Consider the following 15,729-nt stretch of genomic DNA (forward strand, 5'->3'; position numbering starts at 1 on the left):
GGCGGCGTGCTCGGCCGCAAGATCAAGATCATCCAGGAGGACGGCGCCTCCGACTGGCCGACCTTCGCCGAGAAGGCCAAGAAGCTCCTCGTCAACGACCACTGCGCCGCCGTGATGGGCTGCTGGACCTCGGCGTCGCGCAAGGCGGTGCTGCCGGTCTTCGAGCAGTACAACGGCCTCCTCTACTACCCGACCTTCTACGAGGGCCTGGAGCAGTCGAAGAACGTCTTCTACACGGGCCAGGAGGCCACCCAGCAGATCCTCGCCGGCCTCGACTGGGTCCACAAGGAGAAGGGCGGCGACAGCTTCTACTTCATCGGTTCCGACTACATCTGGCCGCGCACCTCCAACAAGATCGCCCGCAGGCACATCGAGACCGTGCTCAAGGGCAAGGTCGTCGGCGAGGAGTACTTCCCCCTCGGCCACACGCAGTTCAACTCGGTCATCAACAAGATCAAGCTGACCAAGCCGAAGGTGATCTTCGCCGACGTGGTCGGCGGCTCGAACGTGGCGTTCTACAAGCAGCTGAAGGCGGCCGGCATCGACCTGTCGAAGCAGGTGCTGATGACGATCTCGGTCACCGAGGACGAGATCGACGGCATCGGCGGCGAGAACATCGCCGGGGCCTACGCCTGCATGAAGTACTTCGAGTCGATCCAGAACGAGAACAACAAGGCGTTCGTCGCCGCCTTCAAGAAGATGTGGGGCGAGAAGACGGTCATCGGCGACGTGACGCAGGCGGCCTATCTCGGCCCGTTCCTGTGGAAGATGGCCTGCGAGAAGGCCGGCTCGTTCGACGTCGACAAGGTGGTGGCGGCCTCGCCCGGGATCGAGTTCAAGGGCGCGCCCGAAGGCTACGTGAAGATCGACGAGAACCATCACCTCTGGTCGAAGACCCGGGTCGGCCGCGCCAAGCCCGACGGCCAGTTCGAGATCGTCTACACCAGCCCAGACCTGATCAAGCCGGACCCTTTCCCGAAGGGGTACCAGTAGTCGCGCGGTATGCGCGCCTCCAACTCGCGACCTCATCCTGAGGTGCAGGGCGATCATCGATCGCCCTGCCTCGAAGGAGCCCTCCAGGACCCGCGCGCGTTCTGGAGCCCTCCTCCGAGGCCTCCGCTGCGCTCCGGCACCTCAGGATGAGGTGATCTGAGCGGGATCACGGGCCTCCGCCGCGGGCGGAGCGCATCTCGGATCGGAGATAACGGGACCATGCTCGGCGACTACTCCCTCGGCGACCTCGGCGCGATCTTCGCCATGCAGGGCTTCGCCGGCCTGATCCTGTTCTCCGTCTACCTGCTGATGGCGCTCGGCCTCGCGATCATCTTCGGCCAGATGGGCGTGATCAACATGGCCCACGGGGAGTTCATGATCCTCGGCGCCTACGTCACCTATCTCTGCTCGACCTTCTTCCAGACCTACCTGCCGGCGCTCTTCCCGATCTACTTCTTCATCGCGATGGGCCTGGCGTTCCTCGCCTCCGGGGCGCTCGGAATGCTGGTGGAATGGGGCCTGATCCGGTTCCTCTACAAGCGCCCGCTCGACACGCTGCTGGCCACCTGGGGCCTGTCGCTGATCCTCCAGCAGGCCTACCGGTCGATCTTCGGTGCCCGCGAGGTCGGCGTCGAGCTGCCGTCCTGGCTGATCGGCTCGGTGCAGGTCACCGACACGATCGAGATCCCGATCAACGGCCTGTTCGTCATGGCCGTCACGATCCTGATCACCGTCAGCGTCGCGCTGCTGATCTTCCGCTCGCGCTTCGGCCAGCAGGTCCGCGCGGTCATGTCGAACCGCGCCATGGCGGGGGCCGTCGGCATCGATACCGAGAAGGTCGACCGCTACACCTTCGGCCTCGGCTGCGGCATCGCGGGGATCGCGGGCTCCGCGTTCACGATGATCGGGTCGACCGGGCCGACCTCCGGCCAGCTCTACATCGTCGACACCTTCCTGATCGTCGTGTTCGGCGGCGCCGCGAGCCTCCTCGGCACCATCGCGTCGGCCTTCTCGATCTCCCAGACGCAGTCGACCCTGGAGTTCTTCCTCTCCGGCTCGATGGCCAAGGTGATCACCCTGCTCGCGGTGGTCGGCATCCTGATGCTGAGGCCCCAGGGCCTCTTCACCCTCAAGGTCCGGCGCTGAGGATTTTTCGACCATGACGAATCCGGTCCAGACCCTCACCAAATCCGTCACCGTCAACGACAACCCGTTCATGAAGCCGGTGGAGTGGCTGAGCCTGCTCCTGCTCGCCGGGGTGATCCTGGTCGTCCTGCCGCTGGTGCTCGACGGCTTCCGCCTCAACCTCGTCGGCAAGTACCTGACCTACGCGTTCGTCGCCCTCGGGCTGGTGATCTGCTGGGGCTACGCGGGGATCCTGTCGCTCGGTCAGGGCGTGTTCTTCGGCCTCGGCGGCTACTGCATGGCGATGTACTTGAAGCTCGAAGCGTCGAGCATCGAGAACACGAAGATCCAGTCCACGCCCGGCATCCCGGACTTCATGGACTGGAACCAGATCACGGCCCTCCCCTGGTTCTGGCAGCCGTTCAAGAGCCTGCCGCTGACGCTGATCCTGGCGGTCGCCGTCCCGGTCCTGTTCGCGATGCTGATCTCCTTCGCGATGTTCAAGCGCCGGGTCGGCGGCACCTACTTCGCCATCATCACCCAGGCGATCGCCGCGATCCTGACGATCCTGATCGTCGGCCAGCAGGGCTATACCGGCGGCATCAACGGCATCACCGACCTGCGCACCGTCCACGGCTGGGACATCCGCACCGACCACGCGAAGGTCATCCTGTACTTCGTCAACGGCGGCCTGCTGATCGCCTGCATCCTGGCGGCGCAGTACGTGAAGAAGTCGAAGCTCGGCCGCATCCTCGTCGCCATGCGCGACAAGGAGGACCGGGTCCGCTTCTCGGGCTACTCGGTCGCCGGATTCAAGGTCTTCGCCTTCTGCTTCGCCGCCGGACTGGCGGCCATCGGCGGCGCGATGTTCACCCTCCAGGTCGGGTTCATGTCGCCTTCCTTCGTGGGCATCGTCCCCTCGATCGAGATGGTGATCTACGCCGCGGTCGGCGGGCGCCTGTCGCTGTTCGGCGCGGTCTGGGGCACGCTGCTCGTCAACTGGGCCAAGACCAGCTTCTCCGAGAGTTTTCCGGATCTCTGGCTGTTCGGCCTCGGCGCCCTGTTCATCGCGGTGGTGCTGGCCTTCCCGAACGGCCTCGCCGGGATCTGGCGCGAGCATATCGAGCCGCGCCTCACCCGCCGGGTGAAGGGCCTGCGCGCCCCGCCGCCCGCCATCGTCCCGCCCCACGGCGCCCCGGCCGAGTGAGTCTCCGATGAACGCCGCGATCCTCTCCTCCCCCGTGGTCGGCGCCGAGGCGGCCCCGCCCGACTACCTCCTCGCCGTCGAGGCGCTCACGGTCTCGTTCGACGGGTTCAAGGCGGTGAACGACGTGTCGTTCTACGTCGATCCGGACGAGATCCGGGTGATCATCGGGCCGAACGGCGCCGGCAAGACCACGGTCCTCGACCTGATCTGCGGGCGCACCCGGGCCAGCGCCGGCTCGATCAAGTACAAGGGCCAGGAGCTGACCAAGCTCTCCGAGAGCGCCATCGTGCAGGCCGGCGTCGGCCGCAAGTTCCAGACGCCGTCGATCTACGACGACCTGACGGTGTTCGAGAACCTGGAGATCTCGTTCCCCCGCGGCCGCTCGGTCTTCGGCGCCCTCACGTTCAAGCGGGACGCGGAGGTCCGCGACCGCATCCACGCCATCGCCGAGACGATCTTCCTGAAGGACCAGCTCCGGGAGCGGGCCGAGTTCCTGAGCCACGGCCAGAAACAGTGGCTGGAGATCGGCATGCTGCTGATCCAGGACCCGGAACTGCTGATGCTCGACGAGCCGGTGGCTGGCATGAGCGTCGGCGAGCGGATCAAGACCGCCGAGCTGCTCAACCAGATCATCAAGGGCCGCTCGGTGCTGGTGATCGAGCACGACATGAAGTTCGTCGAGGACATCGCCCACCGGGTGACCGTCCTGCACCAGGGCAAGGTGCTGTCTGAGGGTTCGATGGAGCGGGTCAAGAACGACCCGAAGGTCATCGAAGTGTATCTGGGACATTGACGATGGCCTCGCTCCAGACCGCGCACGCGGCCCCCGTCCAGGCGCCCCCGCTCGCCACGATCCCGTCCGCCACGCCGGCGCTCGCCGTCGAGGACCTGCACGCCGCCTACGGCCAGAGCGAGGTCCTGCACGGGCTGACCTTCTCGGTGGCGCCCGGCGAGATCGTCGCCGTGATGGGCCGTAACGGCATGGGCAAGACCACGCTGATGAAGACCCTGATGGGCCTCGTGCCGGTCAAGGCCGGGTCGATCCAGGTCGAGGGCGCGGATGTCGCCGGGCTCAAGAGCCATGCCCGGGTCGCCAAGGGCCTCGCCTACGTGCCGCAGGGCCGCATGATCTTCTCGACCATGACGGTCCAGGAGAACATCGAGACCGGCCTGACGGTCACCGGCACCCGCAAGGTGCCCCAGGACCTCTACGACATGTTTCCGGTCCTGCTGGAGATGAAGGGACGGCGCGGCGGCAACCTCTCGGGCGGGCAGCAGCAGCAGCTCGCCATCGCCCGGGCGCTGGCGAGCCGGCCGAAGGTCCTGCTCCTCGACGAGCCCACCGAGGGCATCCAACCCTCGATCATCCGCGAGATGGGCCGGACGCTGAAGGCGATCCGCGACGCGCGCGGCCTCTCCATCGTCGTGTCCGAGCAGGTCCTCAGCTTCGCCCTCGACGTCGCCGACCGGGTGATCGTGCTGGAGAACGGGTCCATCGTCCACGAGGCCCCGCGCGACGGGATCGACGAGGCCGCCGTCGCCCGGTTCCTGTCGGTCTAGGGGCACAGCATGGCCGACCACGAGATCTTCGAACTCGGCGACTTCGTACTCCAGTGCGGCAAGACGCTGCGCGCGGCCAAGCTCGCGTTCAAGACCTTCGGGACGCTGAGCCCGGCCAAGGACAACGCCATCGTCTACCCGACCTGGTACTCGGGCCAGCACACCGAGAACGAGTGGCTGATCGGCCCGGGCAAGGCGCTCGACCCGGAGAAGTACTTCATCATCATCCCGAACATGTTCGGCAACGGGCTCTCGTCCTCGCCGAGCAACACGCCCGCGCCCTGGAACGGGCCGCGCTTCCCCAACGTCACCGCCTACGACAACGTCCGCGCCCAGCACCGCCTCGTCACCGAGCATTTCGGCATCGAGAAGCTGGTTCTGGTCACCGGCTGGTCGATGGGCGCCCTCCAGACCTACCACTGGGCGTCGATGTACCCCGACATGGTGCCGAGGATCCTGCCGTTTCAGGGCTCGGCCAAGTGCTCCCGGCACAATTACGTCTTCCTGGAAGGCGCCAAGGCGGCGCTGCAGGCCGACGCCGCCTGGGCGGAGGGCTGGTACGCGAGCCCGCCGACGCGGGGCCTGCGCGCCTTCGGCCGGGTCTACGCCGGCTGGGGCCTGTCGCAGACCTTCTACCGGCTCGAGGCCGACATCACCCACATGGGCTACGCCTCGCTGGAGGATTTCCTGATCGGGTTCTGGGAAGGCCTGTTCTACGAGCGCGACGCCAACAACCTGCTCGCCATGCTGTGGACGTGGCAGCACGGCGACATCAGCGCCAACGACACCTTCAAGGGCGACTTCAAGGCCGCGCTCGGCGCCATCCGCGCCAAGGCAATCCTGATGCCCGCCTCGACCGACCTGTATTTTCCGCCCGAGGACAACGCCATCGAGGCGGCCGCCATGCCGAATGCGGAGCTGCGCGTGATCGACACGTGGTGGGGCCACTTCGCGGGCGGGCCCGGCACCAGCCCGGACGACATCAAGGTCCTCGACGACGCGCTGAGAGAGCTGCTCGCGAGCGGGTGAGAGACGCGCAGCGGCGCGCGGACGGGGCCTGCCCCGGTTGAGTCAGGGAGCTGGAGACACGAGATGCCCGAGACGCTGATCAAGGTCGATCTCACGCAATCGGCCTACGACAACGACATGGTGCACAACCGCTGGCACCCCGACATCCCGATGGTCGCCTACGTGAAGCCGGGCGCGGACTTCATCGTCGAGACCTACGACTGGACCGGCGGCTTCATCAAGAACAACGATTCCGCCGACGACGTGCGCGACATCGACCTGTCGATCGTGCACTTCCTCTCGGGCCCGATCGGCGTCGAGGGCGCCGAGCCCGGCGACCTGCTGGTGGTCGACCTCCTCGACATCGGCGCCAAGCCCGAGAGCCAGTGGGGCTTCAACGGCTTCTTCTCCAAGAAGAACGGCGGCGGCTTCCTGACCGAGCACTTCCCGCAGGCCCAGAAGTCGATCTGGGACTTCGAGGGGATGTTCACCAAGTCCCGCCACGTCCCGGGCGTGCGCTTCCCCGGCCTGATCCATCCCGGCCTGATCGGCTGCCTGCCCGATCCGAAGATGCTGGAGACCTGGAACACCCGCGAGAAGGCGCTCTACGACACCGATCCGGAGCGCGTGCCGGCGCTCGCCACCCTCCCCTTCGGCCCGACCGCCCATATGGGCCGCCTGAAGGGCGACGCGAAGGACGCGGCCGCCGCCACCGGTGCCCGCACGGTCCCGCCGCGCGAGCACGGCGGCAATTGCGACATCAAGGACCTGTCGCGCGGCTCGAAGATCTACTTCCCGGTCTACGTCCCCGGCGCCGGCCTCTCCATGGGCGACCTGCACTTCAGCCAGGGCGACGGCGAGATCACCTTCTGCGGCGCCATCGAGATGGCCGGCTGGGTGCACCTCAAGGTCGAGCTGATCAAGGACGGCATGGCCAAGTACGGGATCAAGAACCCGATTTTCAAGCCGTCGCCGATCACGCCGAAATACGACGATCACCTGATCTTCGAGGGCATCTCGGTCGACGAGAGCGGCGGTCAGCACTACCTCGACGTCCACATTGCCTACCGGCAGGCCTGCCTGAACGCGATCGAGTATCTCAAGAAGTTCGGCTATTCGGGCGCGCAGGCCTACTCGATCCTCGGCACGGCGCCGGTGCAGGGCCACATCTCGGGCGTCGTCGACATCCCGAATGCCTGCGCGACACTCTGGATACCGACCAAGATCTTCGAGTTCGACATCAATCCCGGCGCCGACGGACCGACCAAGTTCCTCGACGGCTCGATCCAGATGCCGCTCTCGCCGGATCTTTGATTCTTCGGTTCCCCGCCCGGTCGCGGCTGACGCGACAGGCTCCCTCTCCCGGGCGGGAGAGGGTTGGGGTGAGGGATGCGACCTCTCCGGACAGGTCTCGCCCCTCACCCTGTCCCTCTCCCGAACGGGAGAGGGGACCCGCGCTTAACCCGGCAGCCCTTCTGGAAGCACCCCATGCCCGTCTACGATTACGCCTGCGAGGCCTGCGGCCCCTTCACGGTGATGCGGCCGATGGCGGAGTTCCGCGAGCCGCATGCCTGCCCGGATTGCGGCGGCACGAGCCAGCGCGCCTTCCTCACCGCGCCGCGCATCGCCGGCATGGATGCGGGCCTCAGGACCGCCCACGCCACCAACGAGCGCAGCCGCCACGCGCCCAAGCGCTCGGGCAGTCACGGAGCCGGCTGCGGCTGCTGCTCACCCAAGAAAGCGACCGCCGCCCCGGCCGCCGCCAAGAGCTTCCCGAAGGCGCGGCCCTGGATGATCAGCCACTGAGCCGCGCGCATCCGAGGGACGAACACGGTCAGGAGGACTTCACGCCATGATGCACGGAGACATCTCGTCCAGCCAGGACAGCGTCGGCGTCGCCGTCGTGAACTACAAGATGCCGCGCCTCCACACCCGCGCGGAGGTGCTGGAGAACGCCAAGGCGATCGGGAAGATGATCGTCGGGATGAAGACCGGCCTGCCCGGCCTCGACCTCGTGATCTTCCCGGAATACTCGACCCACGGCATCATGTACGACGCCGCCGAGATGTACGAGACCGCCTCGACGGTCCCGGGCGCGGAGACCGAGATCTTCGCCGCCGCCTGCCGGGAGGCCAAGGTCTGGGGCGTGTTCTCGCTCACCGGCGAGCGCCACGAGGAGCACCCGCACAAGGCGCCCTACAACACCCTGATCCTGATGAACGATCAGGGCGAGATCGTTCAGAAGTACCGCAAGATCATGCCCTGGACCCCGATCGAGGGCTGGTATCCGGGCGACCGCACCTACGTGTCGGACGGGCCGAAGGGGCTGAAGATCAGCCTGATCATCTGCGACGACGGCAATTATCCCGAGATCTGGCGCGACTGCGCTATGCGGGGCGCCGAGCTGATCATCCGCTGCCAGGGCTACATGTACCCGGCCAAGGAGCAGCAGGTCGTCATCTCGAAGGCGATGGCCTTCGCCAACAACACCTACGTGGCGGTGGCCAACGCGGCGGGCTTCGACGGCGTCTACACGTATTTCGGCCACTCGGCGATCATCGGCTTCGACGGCCGCACGCTCGGCGAATGCGGCGAGGAGGAGATGGGCATTCAGTACGCCGCCCTCTCCAAGTTCCTGATCCGGGATTTCCGCGCCCACGGCCAGTCGGAGAACCACCTCTTCAAGCTGCTGCACCGCGGCTACACGGGCATGATCAATTCCAAGGAGAACCGGCACGGGATGTCGGAATGCCCCTACGACTTCTACCGACGCTGGATCGAGGATCCCGACGGAACCCGCGACGCCGTCCGGGCCATTACCCGTCAGAGCGTCGGCACGGAGGAATGCCCGATCGAGGGCATCCCCTTCGTGGGCAAGAGTCAGGGTGCGCCCGACCCGGCGCGCTGATCGCCGGCTGGGCGCCGCGGGGGGCGGCCCTGGGCCGGACCTTGGACCAGGAGAACCATGGACACGACTCCCCTCGGCCCCACCGCCTTCCGGGCCCCCGCGGTGCTGCTCTCCGGCCCGGTCGATTACGACATGTACAAGGACTTCCGGCGCCAGCTCGGTGCGGCGGGGGACCGTGAGATCGTCGTGGTCGAGCTCACGACGCTCGGGGGCGATCCGGAGGTCGCCCGGATGATGGGGGAGGACATCCGCTTCAACACCGCGATGGACCCGAACCGGCGGTTCGTCTTCCTCGGCAAGGCGGCGATCTACTCGGCCGGCACGACCTTCATGAGCTTCTTCGCCCGGCCGAACCGCTACCTGACCTGCGGCACGCGGCTGATGATCCACGAGCGCAAGATGAACAAGCAGCTCCACGTCGAGGGGCCGCTCACCACCTGCATCGCCGCCGTGAAGGCGACGCTCAACGAGATCCTGTGCTCGATCGAGATCCAGAACGAGGGGTTTGCCAACCTCGTCGCGGGCTCGGACGTCACCCTCGACGAGGTGCTCGAGAAGGCGCCGGCCAACTGGTACCTCGAGGCCGAGGAGGCCAAGCGGCGCGGCCTGATCGAGGCGGTCATCTGAGCCGCGTCTTTGCGGATGCCGTGAAGCAACCCAGGGCAGCGCGACACCGGCGCGCGCGGCGCTGCTCGACGGCTTCGCTCCGCTCGCGAAGATCGCCGGGTTTCACGGCTGCGGGTAATCGGCCTCGAGGCTGGTCTCGCGCCATGCCTCGATCTCGGCGAGACGCTGCTTCAGCCGGCTCGTGACTGCGTCGTACCCCCAGGCGCCGAGGACGAGGTGGCGCGGCGGGTTCTCCATCTCGGTCACCCGGATCATCGCCTCGCCGGCCCGAACCGGATCGCCCGCCTGGGTGCCGCTCTTTTCCGAGGTCGCCTTGAGGCGCGCGCCAACGGTCTCGGCGTAGTCGGGAATCGCGTTCGGCGTCTGGACGAGGGAGCGCCCGGCCCAGTCGGTGCGGAACGGCCCCGGCTCGATACAGGTCACACGGATTCCGAGGGGGCCGGCTTCGGCGGCGAGCGAATCCGAGAACCCTTCGACCGCGTGCTTGGTAGCCGCGTAGTAGCCCGAGGCCGGGAAGCCGACGAAGCCCGCCACCGAGGTGATGTTGAGGATGTGGCCGGAACGCTGCGACCGCATGACCGGCAGCACCGCCCGGGTCAGCGCGAACAGGCCGAAGACGTTGGCATCGAACTGGGCGCGGACCTTGTCCTCCTCGCCCTCCTCGATGGAGGACTGGTAGCCGTAGCCGGCATTGTTCACGAGCACGTCGATCCGCCCGAACGTGTCCGTCGCGGCGCGCACGGATTCGCGGATCTGACCGGCCTCGGTCACGTCCAGGGACAGGGCGAGCACCCGGTCCTCGGCGCCCCGCGCGAGGTCGGCGACCTTGGCCCGGTCGCGGGCCGTCACCACCGCCCGCCAGCCGCGCCCGATGATGAGCCGGGCGAGCTCCAGGCCGAAGCCCGTGGAGCAGCCGGTGATGAACCAGACCGGATCGCTGTTCTGCGTCATGGCATGTCCTGAACTCGGGTGGCGGGGTCAGGGCGTCGCGGCCGGCTCCGTCAGGCGATCGACCGAGAGCAGGTAGGCGATCAGCGCCGTCTGCTCCTCCGCCGTCACGCCGGAGCCGGCATCCGCCCAGAAGGCGTGCCCCTTGCCGGTAACGCGGGCGATCCGCGCCGTATCCGAGGCGGCGTTCGCGGCGATCACCTTGGCCCGCAGATCCCGGTCGACCAGGGCGCGCAGGCTGTTGGCGGGATCCGGGGCGACGCCCCTGTACAGCGTGCCCGGAACGCCGAGCTGGCCCTCGGCATCGGGGCCGACCGCGACGCCGGAATCGTGCAGGTACGGCGCCGTCCAGGCGAGGCCGACGAGGTTCGGCACCTTGTAGCCGCCCTCAGTGCCCCCCTGCCCCCAGGCGAGCTGCACCTGCGCGAGCGCCGCGCCCGCGAGCGGAACCGGGACGATGACGGGATCGGCCGGGGTTGGGAACGGCGTGTCGGTGGCGAACATCGCCGGCGCCGACAGGCGCGCCTCCATCTTGGCGCCCGCCCGGGCCCGGGTCGGCTCTGTGCCGATCTCGGCCTCCGGGACGACCCGGTGGTTGGTGAGCGCCGGGCCGGAATGGCAGGTGCCGCAGCCGGCCTTCTCGAACACCGCCCGGCCGGCGCGAACCCGGTCCGGATCCTGCCCGGCGGCCGGCGGGTGCAGCAGGTTCTGGAAGGCCGACATGGCGTTGTTGGCGTGGTTGACCGGCTCCCCGGGGACCGAGGTGAACAGGCCGTTGTCGGTGACGTAGTTGGTCGCCGGATAGGTCGGCAGCACCGCGTAGCTGTTCAGGCCCGGCGAGGCCGGGGTCGGATCCACGCTGCGCAGCACCTCCGACGGGCTGCGGCCGCCGTTCAGCTTGTAGCGGAAAGCCTCGGTGGCCGCCCCGCGCAGCACGATGCCGAGATACGTCTCCGGATCCATGCCGAACAGCCAGGGCGCGGCGGCGGCGAGCTGGGTCGTGTCGGAATTGGCCGCGTGGACGTTGTTGTTGAGCGAGGACAGGCCCGCGAAGGGTCCGATCGCTTCGCGCCCGCTCCAGCTGTAGGGCTCGCCGTGGGCGGAGAAGCTCGACGGGATCGAGGTCGGATTGGTGACCCGGTCGGCGGACGAGTCGAAGCTGCCCGGCGGCCAGCTCGCCACCTGCACCTTGGTGGCCGCCTCCACGGCCGCGGCGTCCGGCAGCGCCGGCCCCGCGTCGGTCGAGCCGGTATGCTGCGGGTCGGCGGAAGGTCGGGCATCGGCCTCCGGCACGCTGGCGTGCATGAAGTAGGCCGAGGAGTTCCTCGCGAGCGCCATCAGCAGCCCGGCATTGAGGTCGGTGTTGGGCGCGCCCTCAACCACCTTGCCGGTGCCGGGATCGACTGCGGCGTGGCACAGGGCGCAGGTGATCCCCATGCGCAGGTGACCGCGGTCGGAGAAGGTCTTGATCCCGATGATGAAGGCGCCGCCCTTCGGCACGTCCAGCCCGGTCGGGACCAGCTCGCCCGTCCGGTAGACGCGGTCGCCGACGCGCACGTCCTTCGCCATGGCGACCTGGAGGTTGGTCGTGCCCTGACCTCCGAGCTTCGCCACCGCCAGCGCGACGGCGCCGGGCGTGAGGCCGCCGTCGAGCATGCCCATGACGTCGGTCAGGAAGACCTCGTTGCCGAACGTCTCCTGATAGAAGGCCTGGCGTCCACGCTCGACCATGGCCGGATCGATCGCGACCGCGCCGCTCCTCGGCGCGAGCGCCTTCCGTCCGTCCTCGGTGGCTTCGAGCCCGTCGGCCTCCGCGCGCGAGACACGGCGGCCGAGAAGGTCGAAAGCGGTCTGGATCGGGTATCGGTCCGGATTGAGCAGGTCCGCGCGGTCAGGCATCGGCGCGTAGCTGAAGCGGCCGAGGCTCAGCGTCGCGCCGGCCGCGACGGCCAGGAGCCCGGCGGTGATGAGGATGCGGCGCGGCCAACCCATGAGACCCGATTGTCCTTCCCGGCGCCCGCCCGCGAGGAAGCGGGACCGGAGGGCCGGGCCTTTAACCGCCGGCCATTGCCAGGGTTCACGGGGGCGGCCGGGACCGGGTGTCGCGTCCCGGCCGCCCCGGATCCTCAGATCTGGACCTGCCCGCCATCGGCGAACAGCTCGACGCCGTTGACGAAGCTCGCCGCGTCCGAGGCGAGGAACAGCACCGCCTGGGCGATCTCCTCGGGCCGGCCGACGCGGCCGGCCGGGATCTGGCCGGCGAGGAAATCCTTGGTGGCCGCCGCCTGATCGCCGCCGCCGAAGAGCTCGTCGAGCCCGGCGGTCTCGGTCACGCCCGGGCTGATCGTGTTCACCCGGATGCGCCGGTCCTTCAGGTCGAGGATCCAGTTCCGGGCGAAGTTTCGCACCGCCGCCTTGGTGGCCGAGTAGACGCTGAAGCCGGGCGTCCCGGAGCTGCCGGCGGTCGAGCCGGTGAGCACGATCGCGGCCCCGTCCCGCAGCAGCGGCAGCGCCTTCTGGACGGTGAAGAGCACGCCCTTCACGTTGGTGTCGAAGATGCTCTGGTAGTGCGCCTCGGTGATCGCGCCCAATGGCGCGAAGGTGCCGCCGCCGGCGTTGGCGAAGATCACGTCGATCTGCGCGTGCCTCTGCTGGACCGCATCGTACAGGCGGTCGATGTCGGCGAGGTTCGCCATGTCGCCGCGCACACCGGTGATCCGGCCGCCGATCTGCTTCAACGCCGCGTCGAGGGTCTCCTGGCGGCGCCCGGTGATGAACACCGAGGCCCCCTCGGCCACGAAGGCCTTGGCGGTGGCGAGGCCGATGCCGCTGGTGCCGCCGGTCACCACCACAACCTTGTCCTGAAACCTGCCAGCCATCGTCGTTCTCCGTGCTGCGGCCCCGTATGCGCCGCTGGCCGGAGAGATGCCGCCGGAACGATGATGCGGGTAGCCCGCGAATGTGGCACCCAGCGTTCCACTGGAGGAACGATGGTCCGCGCCGATCTGAACGACTACGTCTACTTCGCCGAGGTCGTCGCGCACGGCGGCTTCGCCGCGGCGGGCCGGGCGCTGCACCAGCCGAAATCGAAGCTGAGCCGCCGCGTCGCGGCCCTGGAGGCGCGCCTGGGCGCCCGCCTGATCGAGCGGTCGAGCCGGCGCTTCCGCGTGACCGAAGTCGGCCAGGGCTTCTACGAGCGCTGCCGGGCGATGATGCTGGAGGCGGAGCGGGCCGAGGCGCTGGTCGCGGAAGCGCAGACCGAGCCGCACGGGCGGATCCGCATGAGCTGCCCGTCGGGCCTCGCCGACATCGTCGCCGCGCGCGTCCGCGGCTTCCTCGTCCGCTACCCGAAGGTGAGGCTGCAGCTGGTCGTGACCGACCGGCCCGTCGACCTGATCGAGGAGCGGATCGACGTGGCGCTGCGTGTGCGGCGAGACCTGACGAGCGACGCGTCGCTGACCATGCGCACGCTCGGATCCTCGCGCTGGATCCTGGTCGCCGCGCCGCAGGTGGCGCGCGGCCTCGGTCCCGACATCGCCGCGCTCGGCGCTGTCCCGACGCTCGGCACCCGCGACGATCCGGGCGAGGCGGAGTGGCGGCTCGAGCACCGTGACGGCACGGTCGTCACCCTGCGCCACGAGCCGCGCCTGACCTGCGGCGACTTCGCCGCGCTGTGCGACGCGGCGGCCGACGGCCTCGGGGTCGCGTTCCTGCCCGACCACGCCTGCACCGATGCCGTCGCGGCCGGCCGGCTCGTGCCCGTCTACCCGGACTGGCAGGGTCAGCCCGGCATCGTGCACATCGTCTTCACGACCCGGCGCGGGCTGCCGCCGGCCGTGCGGGTGCTGATCGACCACCTCGCGGCGACATTCCCGAAGCTGTGAGGCACGCGCCCTAGTATCCGCGCGCTGCGTCGACGCCGTCCGGCACCTGGCCGGTCCGCCGGTAGGCCCGCAGGTTGGCCGCCACCGTGGCGGCCGCCGAATCCATGTCGGTCGGCCCCGAGACGTGCGGCAGCACCGTCACGCCGGGATGCGACCACAGCGGCGACTCCGCCGGCAGGGGCTCGACCGCGAAGACGTCGAGCACGGCGTGGGCGAGGTGGCCCTTGTCCAGGGCGGCGATCAGGTCCTCGGTGACGACGATCGGTCCGCGGGCGAAGTTGATCAGCGCGGCGCCGGGCTTCAGGGCGGCGAGGCGCTCGGCGTTCACGAGGCCCCGCGTCTCCGGCGTCAGCGGCACGAGGCAGACGAGGATGTCGCACCGGCCGAGCATCGCCGGGAGGCCGTCGGCGCCGTGGAACGTCTCGAGGTCCGGCACCGCCTTGGGGCTGCGGCTCCAGCCGACGACGCGGAAGCCGGCTCCGGTGAGCCGCTCCGCCGCCGCGGTCCCGAGCGCCCCGAGGCCGAGCAGGCCCACCGTCGTCTCGGACGGCTTGCGGTAGGCGTGCGGGCGCCAGACCCGGTCGCGCTGCTGGCGGGCATAGGCCGGCATGTCGCGCTGGAGATAGTAGGTCCAGGCCAGCACGGCCTCGGCCATGGTGCGGGCCATCTCGCGGTCGACGAGGCGGACGATCGGCAGCGGCCGGTCGAAGGCGCCGACGAGCTTCTCGACCCCGGCCCACAGGCTCTGCACCCAGACGAGGCCCGGCAGCGCCGCGACCTCGGCCGGATCGGGGTTGGCCACGACGGCGACCCGCGCGGCCGCCCGGGCCGCGTCGTCCATCGACCGGAACGGGATCAGGCGTTCCTCGGGCATGGCCGCCGAGAGGATCCGCAGGTACTCCGCCTCCTGATCCGGCCCCTTGCACCCGACCAGGGCGATCGCCTCCGCCATCTAAATCCTCCGCACCGTACCGCTCGGCCCGTCCACGCGCGGGCGAAGCAGGCGCTGTGCCTGACGGGATCCGGATCGTCGAGATGGGTCGGGCGCCGGCTCCGTCAGCGCGCCTCGATCAGCGCCGGGTAGACGAGGCGGACGTTGCGCCGATCCTCGGGGATCGCGGTCTCCGCCCGCTTGCGGATGCTGCCGGTCGTCGCCGCCATGACGGGCTCGGTCGGCCGCAGGCGCCAGCGCTCGGCCGCCTGGATCGCGACGCGGGGCTTGGGCCGTTCGAGGTGCCGGTCTGCGCCCTCGGTGGGGGCGGTCGCGAGCCCGCCGAGCGTCATCGCGGCCAGCAGGGCGTAGCGGGGCCAGGATCGGCGGGGACGGGCGGGACTTGAAGGCATGGGAGGGGCACCGCGTGGACCTCCCTGTTCTGCGCCGCGCACGTGAAGACGAAATCGAACCGAATCGATTTCCAACCCGTTCCCAACACCTGCCTACAGTCGCGGTAAATGCCCGCTGTCCAGGC

The 15,729-nt window shown here is 69.0% G+C and carries 16 protein-coding genes; 11 read left to right on the forward strand and 5 right to left on the reverse strand.

Going from position 1 to position 15,729, the window contains the following annotated elements:
• The 10 genes from ACTJK8_RS25785 to ACTJK8_RS25830 form a co-directional block, all read left to right on the forward strand.
• A partial coding sequence (locus tag ACTJK8_RS25785; protein ID WP_440762737.1) for a transporter substrate-binding protein occupies window positions 1-993 on the forward strand: 993 nt, incomplete at its 5' end.
• Window positions 994-1,212: 219 nt separating this feature from the next.
• Window positions 1,213-2,139 carry an urea ABC transporter permease subunit UrtB gene (gene urtB, locus ACTJK8_RS25790; protein ID WP_012322399.1) on the forward strand — a complete coding sequence of 309 codons (927 nt, stop codon included), beginning with the start codon at window positions 1,213-1,215 and terminating at the stop codon, window positions 2,137-2,139.
• A gap of 13 nt (window positions 2,140-2,152) precedes the next feature.
• A complete protein-coding gene (gene urtC / locus ACTJK8_RS25795; protein ID WP_440762738.1) occupies window positions 2,153-3,325 on the forward strand; it encodes an urea ABC transporter permease subunit UrtC in 1,173 nt (390 codons plus the stop codon).
• Between the two features lie 7 nt (window positions 3,326-3,332).
• Window positions 3,333-4,118, forward strand: coding sequence for an urea ABC transporter ATP-binding protein UrtD (gene urtD / locus ACTJK8_RS25800; protein ID WP_012322397.1), 786 nt, complete (start codon window positions 3,333-3,335; stop codon window positions 4,116-4,118).
• 2 nt (window positions 4,119-4,120) lie between these two features.
• Entirely contained in the window at window positions 4,121-4,885 is a 765-nt protein-coding gene (gene urtE / locus ACTJK8_RS25805) for an urea ABC transporter ATP-binding subunit UrtE (RefSeq protein ID WP_440762739.1), read from the forward strand.
• 9 nt (window positions 4,886-4,894) lie between these two features.
• Complete coding sequence (locus tag ACTJK8_RS25810) at window positions 4,895-5,914, forward strand: alpha/beta fold hydrolase (protein ID WP_440762740.1); 1,020 nt, start codon at window positions 4,895-4,897, stop codon at window positions 5,912-5,914.
• A 63-nt stretch (window positions 5,915-5,977) separates the two neighbouring features.
• Window positions 5,978-7,207 carry a formamidase gene (fmdA, locus tag ACTJK8_RS25815; protein ID WP_012322394.1) on the forward strand — a complete coding sequence of 410 codons (1,230 nt, stop codon included), beginning with the start codon at window positions 5,978-5,980 and terminating at the stop codon, window positions 7,205-7,207.
• A 174-nt stretch (window positions 7,208-7,381) separates the two neighbouring features.
• Window positions 7,382-7,699 (forward strand): FmdB family zinc ribbon protein, encoded by a 318-nt coding sequence (locus ACTJK8_RS25820; RefSeq protein WP_012322393.1) that lies wholly within the window; start codon window positions 7,382-7,384, stop codon window positions 7,697-7,699.
• A gap of 46 nt (window positions 7,700-7,745) precedes the next feature.
• Window positions 7,746-8,801 (forward strand): aliphatic amidase, encoded by a 1,056-nt coding sequence (locus tag ACTJK8_RS25825; protein ID WP_440762741.1) that lies wholly within the window; start codon window positions 7,746-7,748, stop codon window positions 8,799-8,801.
• Between the two features lie 57 nt (window positions 8,802-8,858).
• Window positions 8,859-9,428, forward strand: a complete 570-nt coding sequence (locus tag ACTJK8_RS25830) for a ClpP family protease (RefSeq protein WP_024828051.1) — start codon at window positions 8,859-8,861, stop codon at window positions 9,426-9,428.
• Window positions 9,429-9,530: 102 nt separating this feature from the next.
• Here ACTJK8_RS25830 and ACTJK8_RS25835 read toward each other — a convergent pair whose 3' ends face one another.
• The 3 genes from ACTJK8_RS25835 to ACTJK8_RS25845 form a co-directional block, all read right to left on the reverse strand.
• Window positions 9,531-10,379, reverse strand: a complete 849-nt coding sequence (locus ACTJK8_RS25835) for an oxidoreductase (protein WP_440762742.1) — start codon at window positions 10,377-10,379, stop codon at window positions 9,531-9,533.
• Window positions 10,380-10,406: 27 nt separating this feature from the next.
• Window positions 10,407-12,368, reverse strand: a complete 1,962-nt coding sequence (locus ACTJK8_RS25840; protein ID WP_440762743.1) for a cytochrome C oxidase Cbb3 — start codon at window positions 12,366-12,368, stop codon at window positions 10,407-10,409.
• Between the two features lie 134 nt (window positions 12,369-12,502).
• Complete coding sequence (locus ACTJK8_RS25845) at window positions 12,503-13,255, reverse strand: SDR family NAD(P)-dependent oxidoreductase (protein WP_440762744.1); 753 nt, start codon at window positions 13,253-13,255, stop codon at window positions 12,503-12,505.
• A gap of 111 nt (window positions 13,256-13,366) precedes the next feature.
• Here ACTJK8_RS25845 and ACTJK8_RS25850 point away from each other — a divergent pair, with 111 nt between their 5' ends.
• Entirely contained in the window at window positions 13,367-14,260 is an 894-nt protein-coding gene (locus tag ACTJK8_RS25850) for a LysR substrate-binding domain-containing protein (protein WP_440762745.1), read from the forward strand.
• 10 nt (window positions 14,261-14,270) lie between these two features.
• On the opposite strand, the gene ACTJK8_RS25855 is transcribed toward ACTJK8_RS25850, so the two are convergent.
• On the reverse strand, window positions 14,271-15,212 hold the full coding sequence (locus ACTJK8_RS25855; protein WP_029358055.1) for a 2-hydroxyacid dehydrogenase: 942 nt from the start codon (window positions 15,210-15,212) through the stop codon (window positions 14,271-14,273).
• A gap of 104 nt (window positions 15,213-15,316) precedes the next feature.
• Window positions 15,317-15,604 carry a hypothetical protein gene (locus ACTJK8_RS25860; protein WP_245297717.1) on the reverse strand — a complete coding sequence of 96 codons (288 nt, stop codon included), beginning with the start codon at window positions 15,602-15,604 and terminating at the stop codon, window positions 15,317-15,319.
• Window positions 15,605-15,729 lie beyond the last annotated feature (125 nt).

Origin of the sequence: Methylobacterium sp. 22177, assembly GCF_052045615.1 — a bacterium.
Lineage (GTDB): Bacteria > Pseudomonadota > Alphaproteobacteria > Rhizobiales > Beijerinckiaceae > Methylobacterium > Methylobacterium radiotolerans.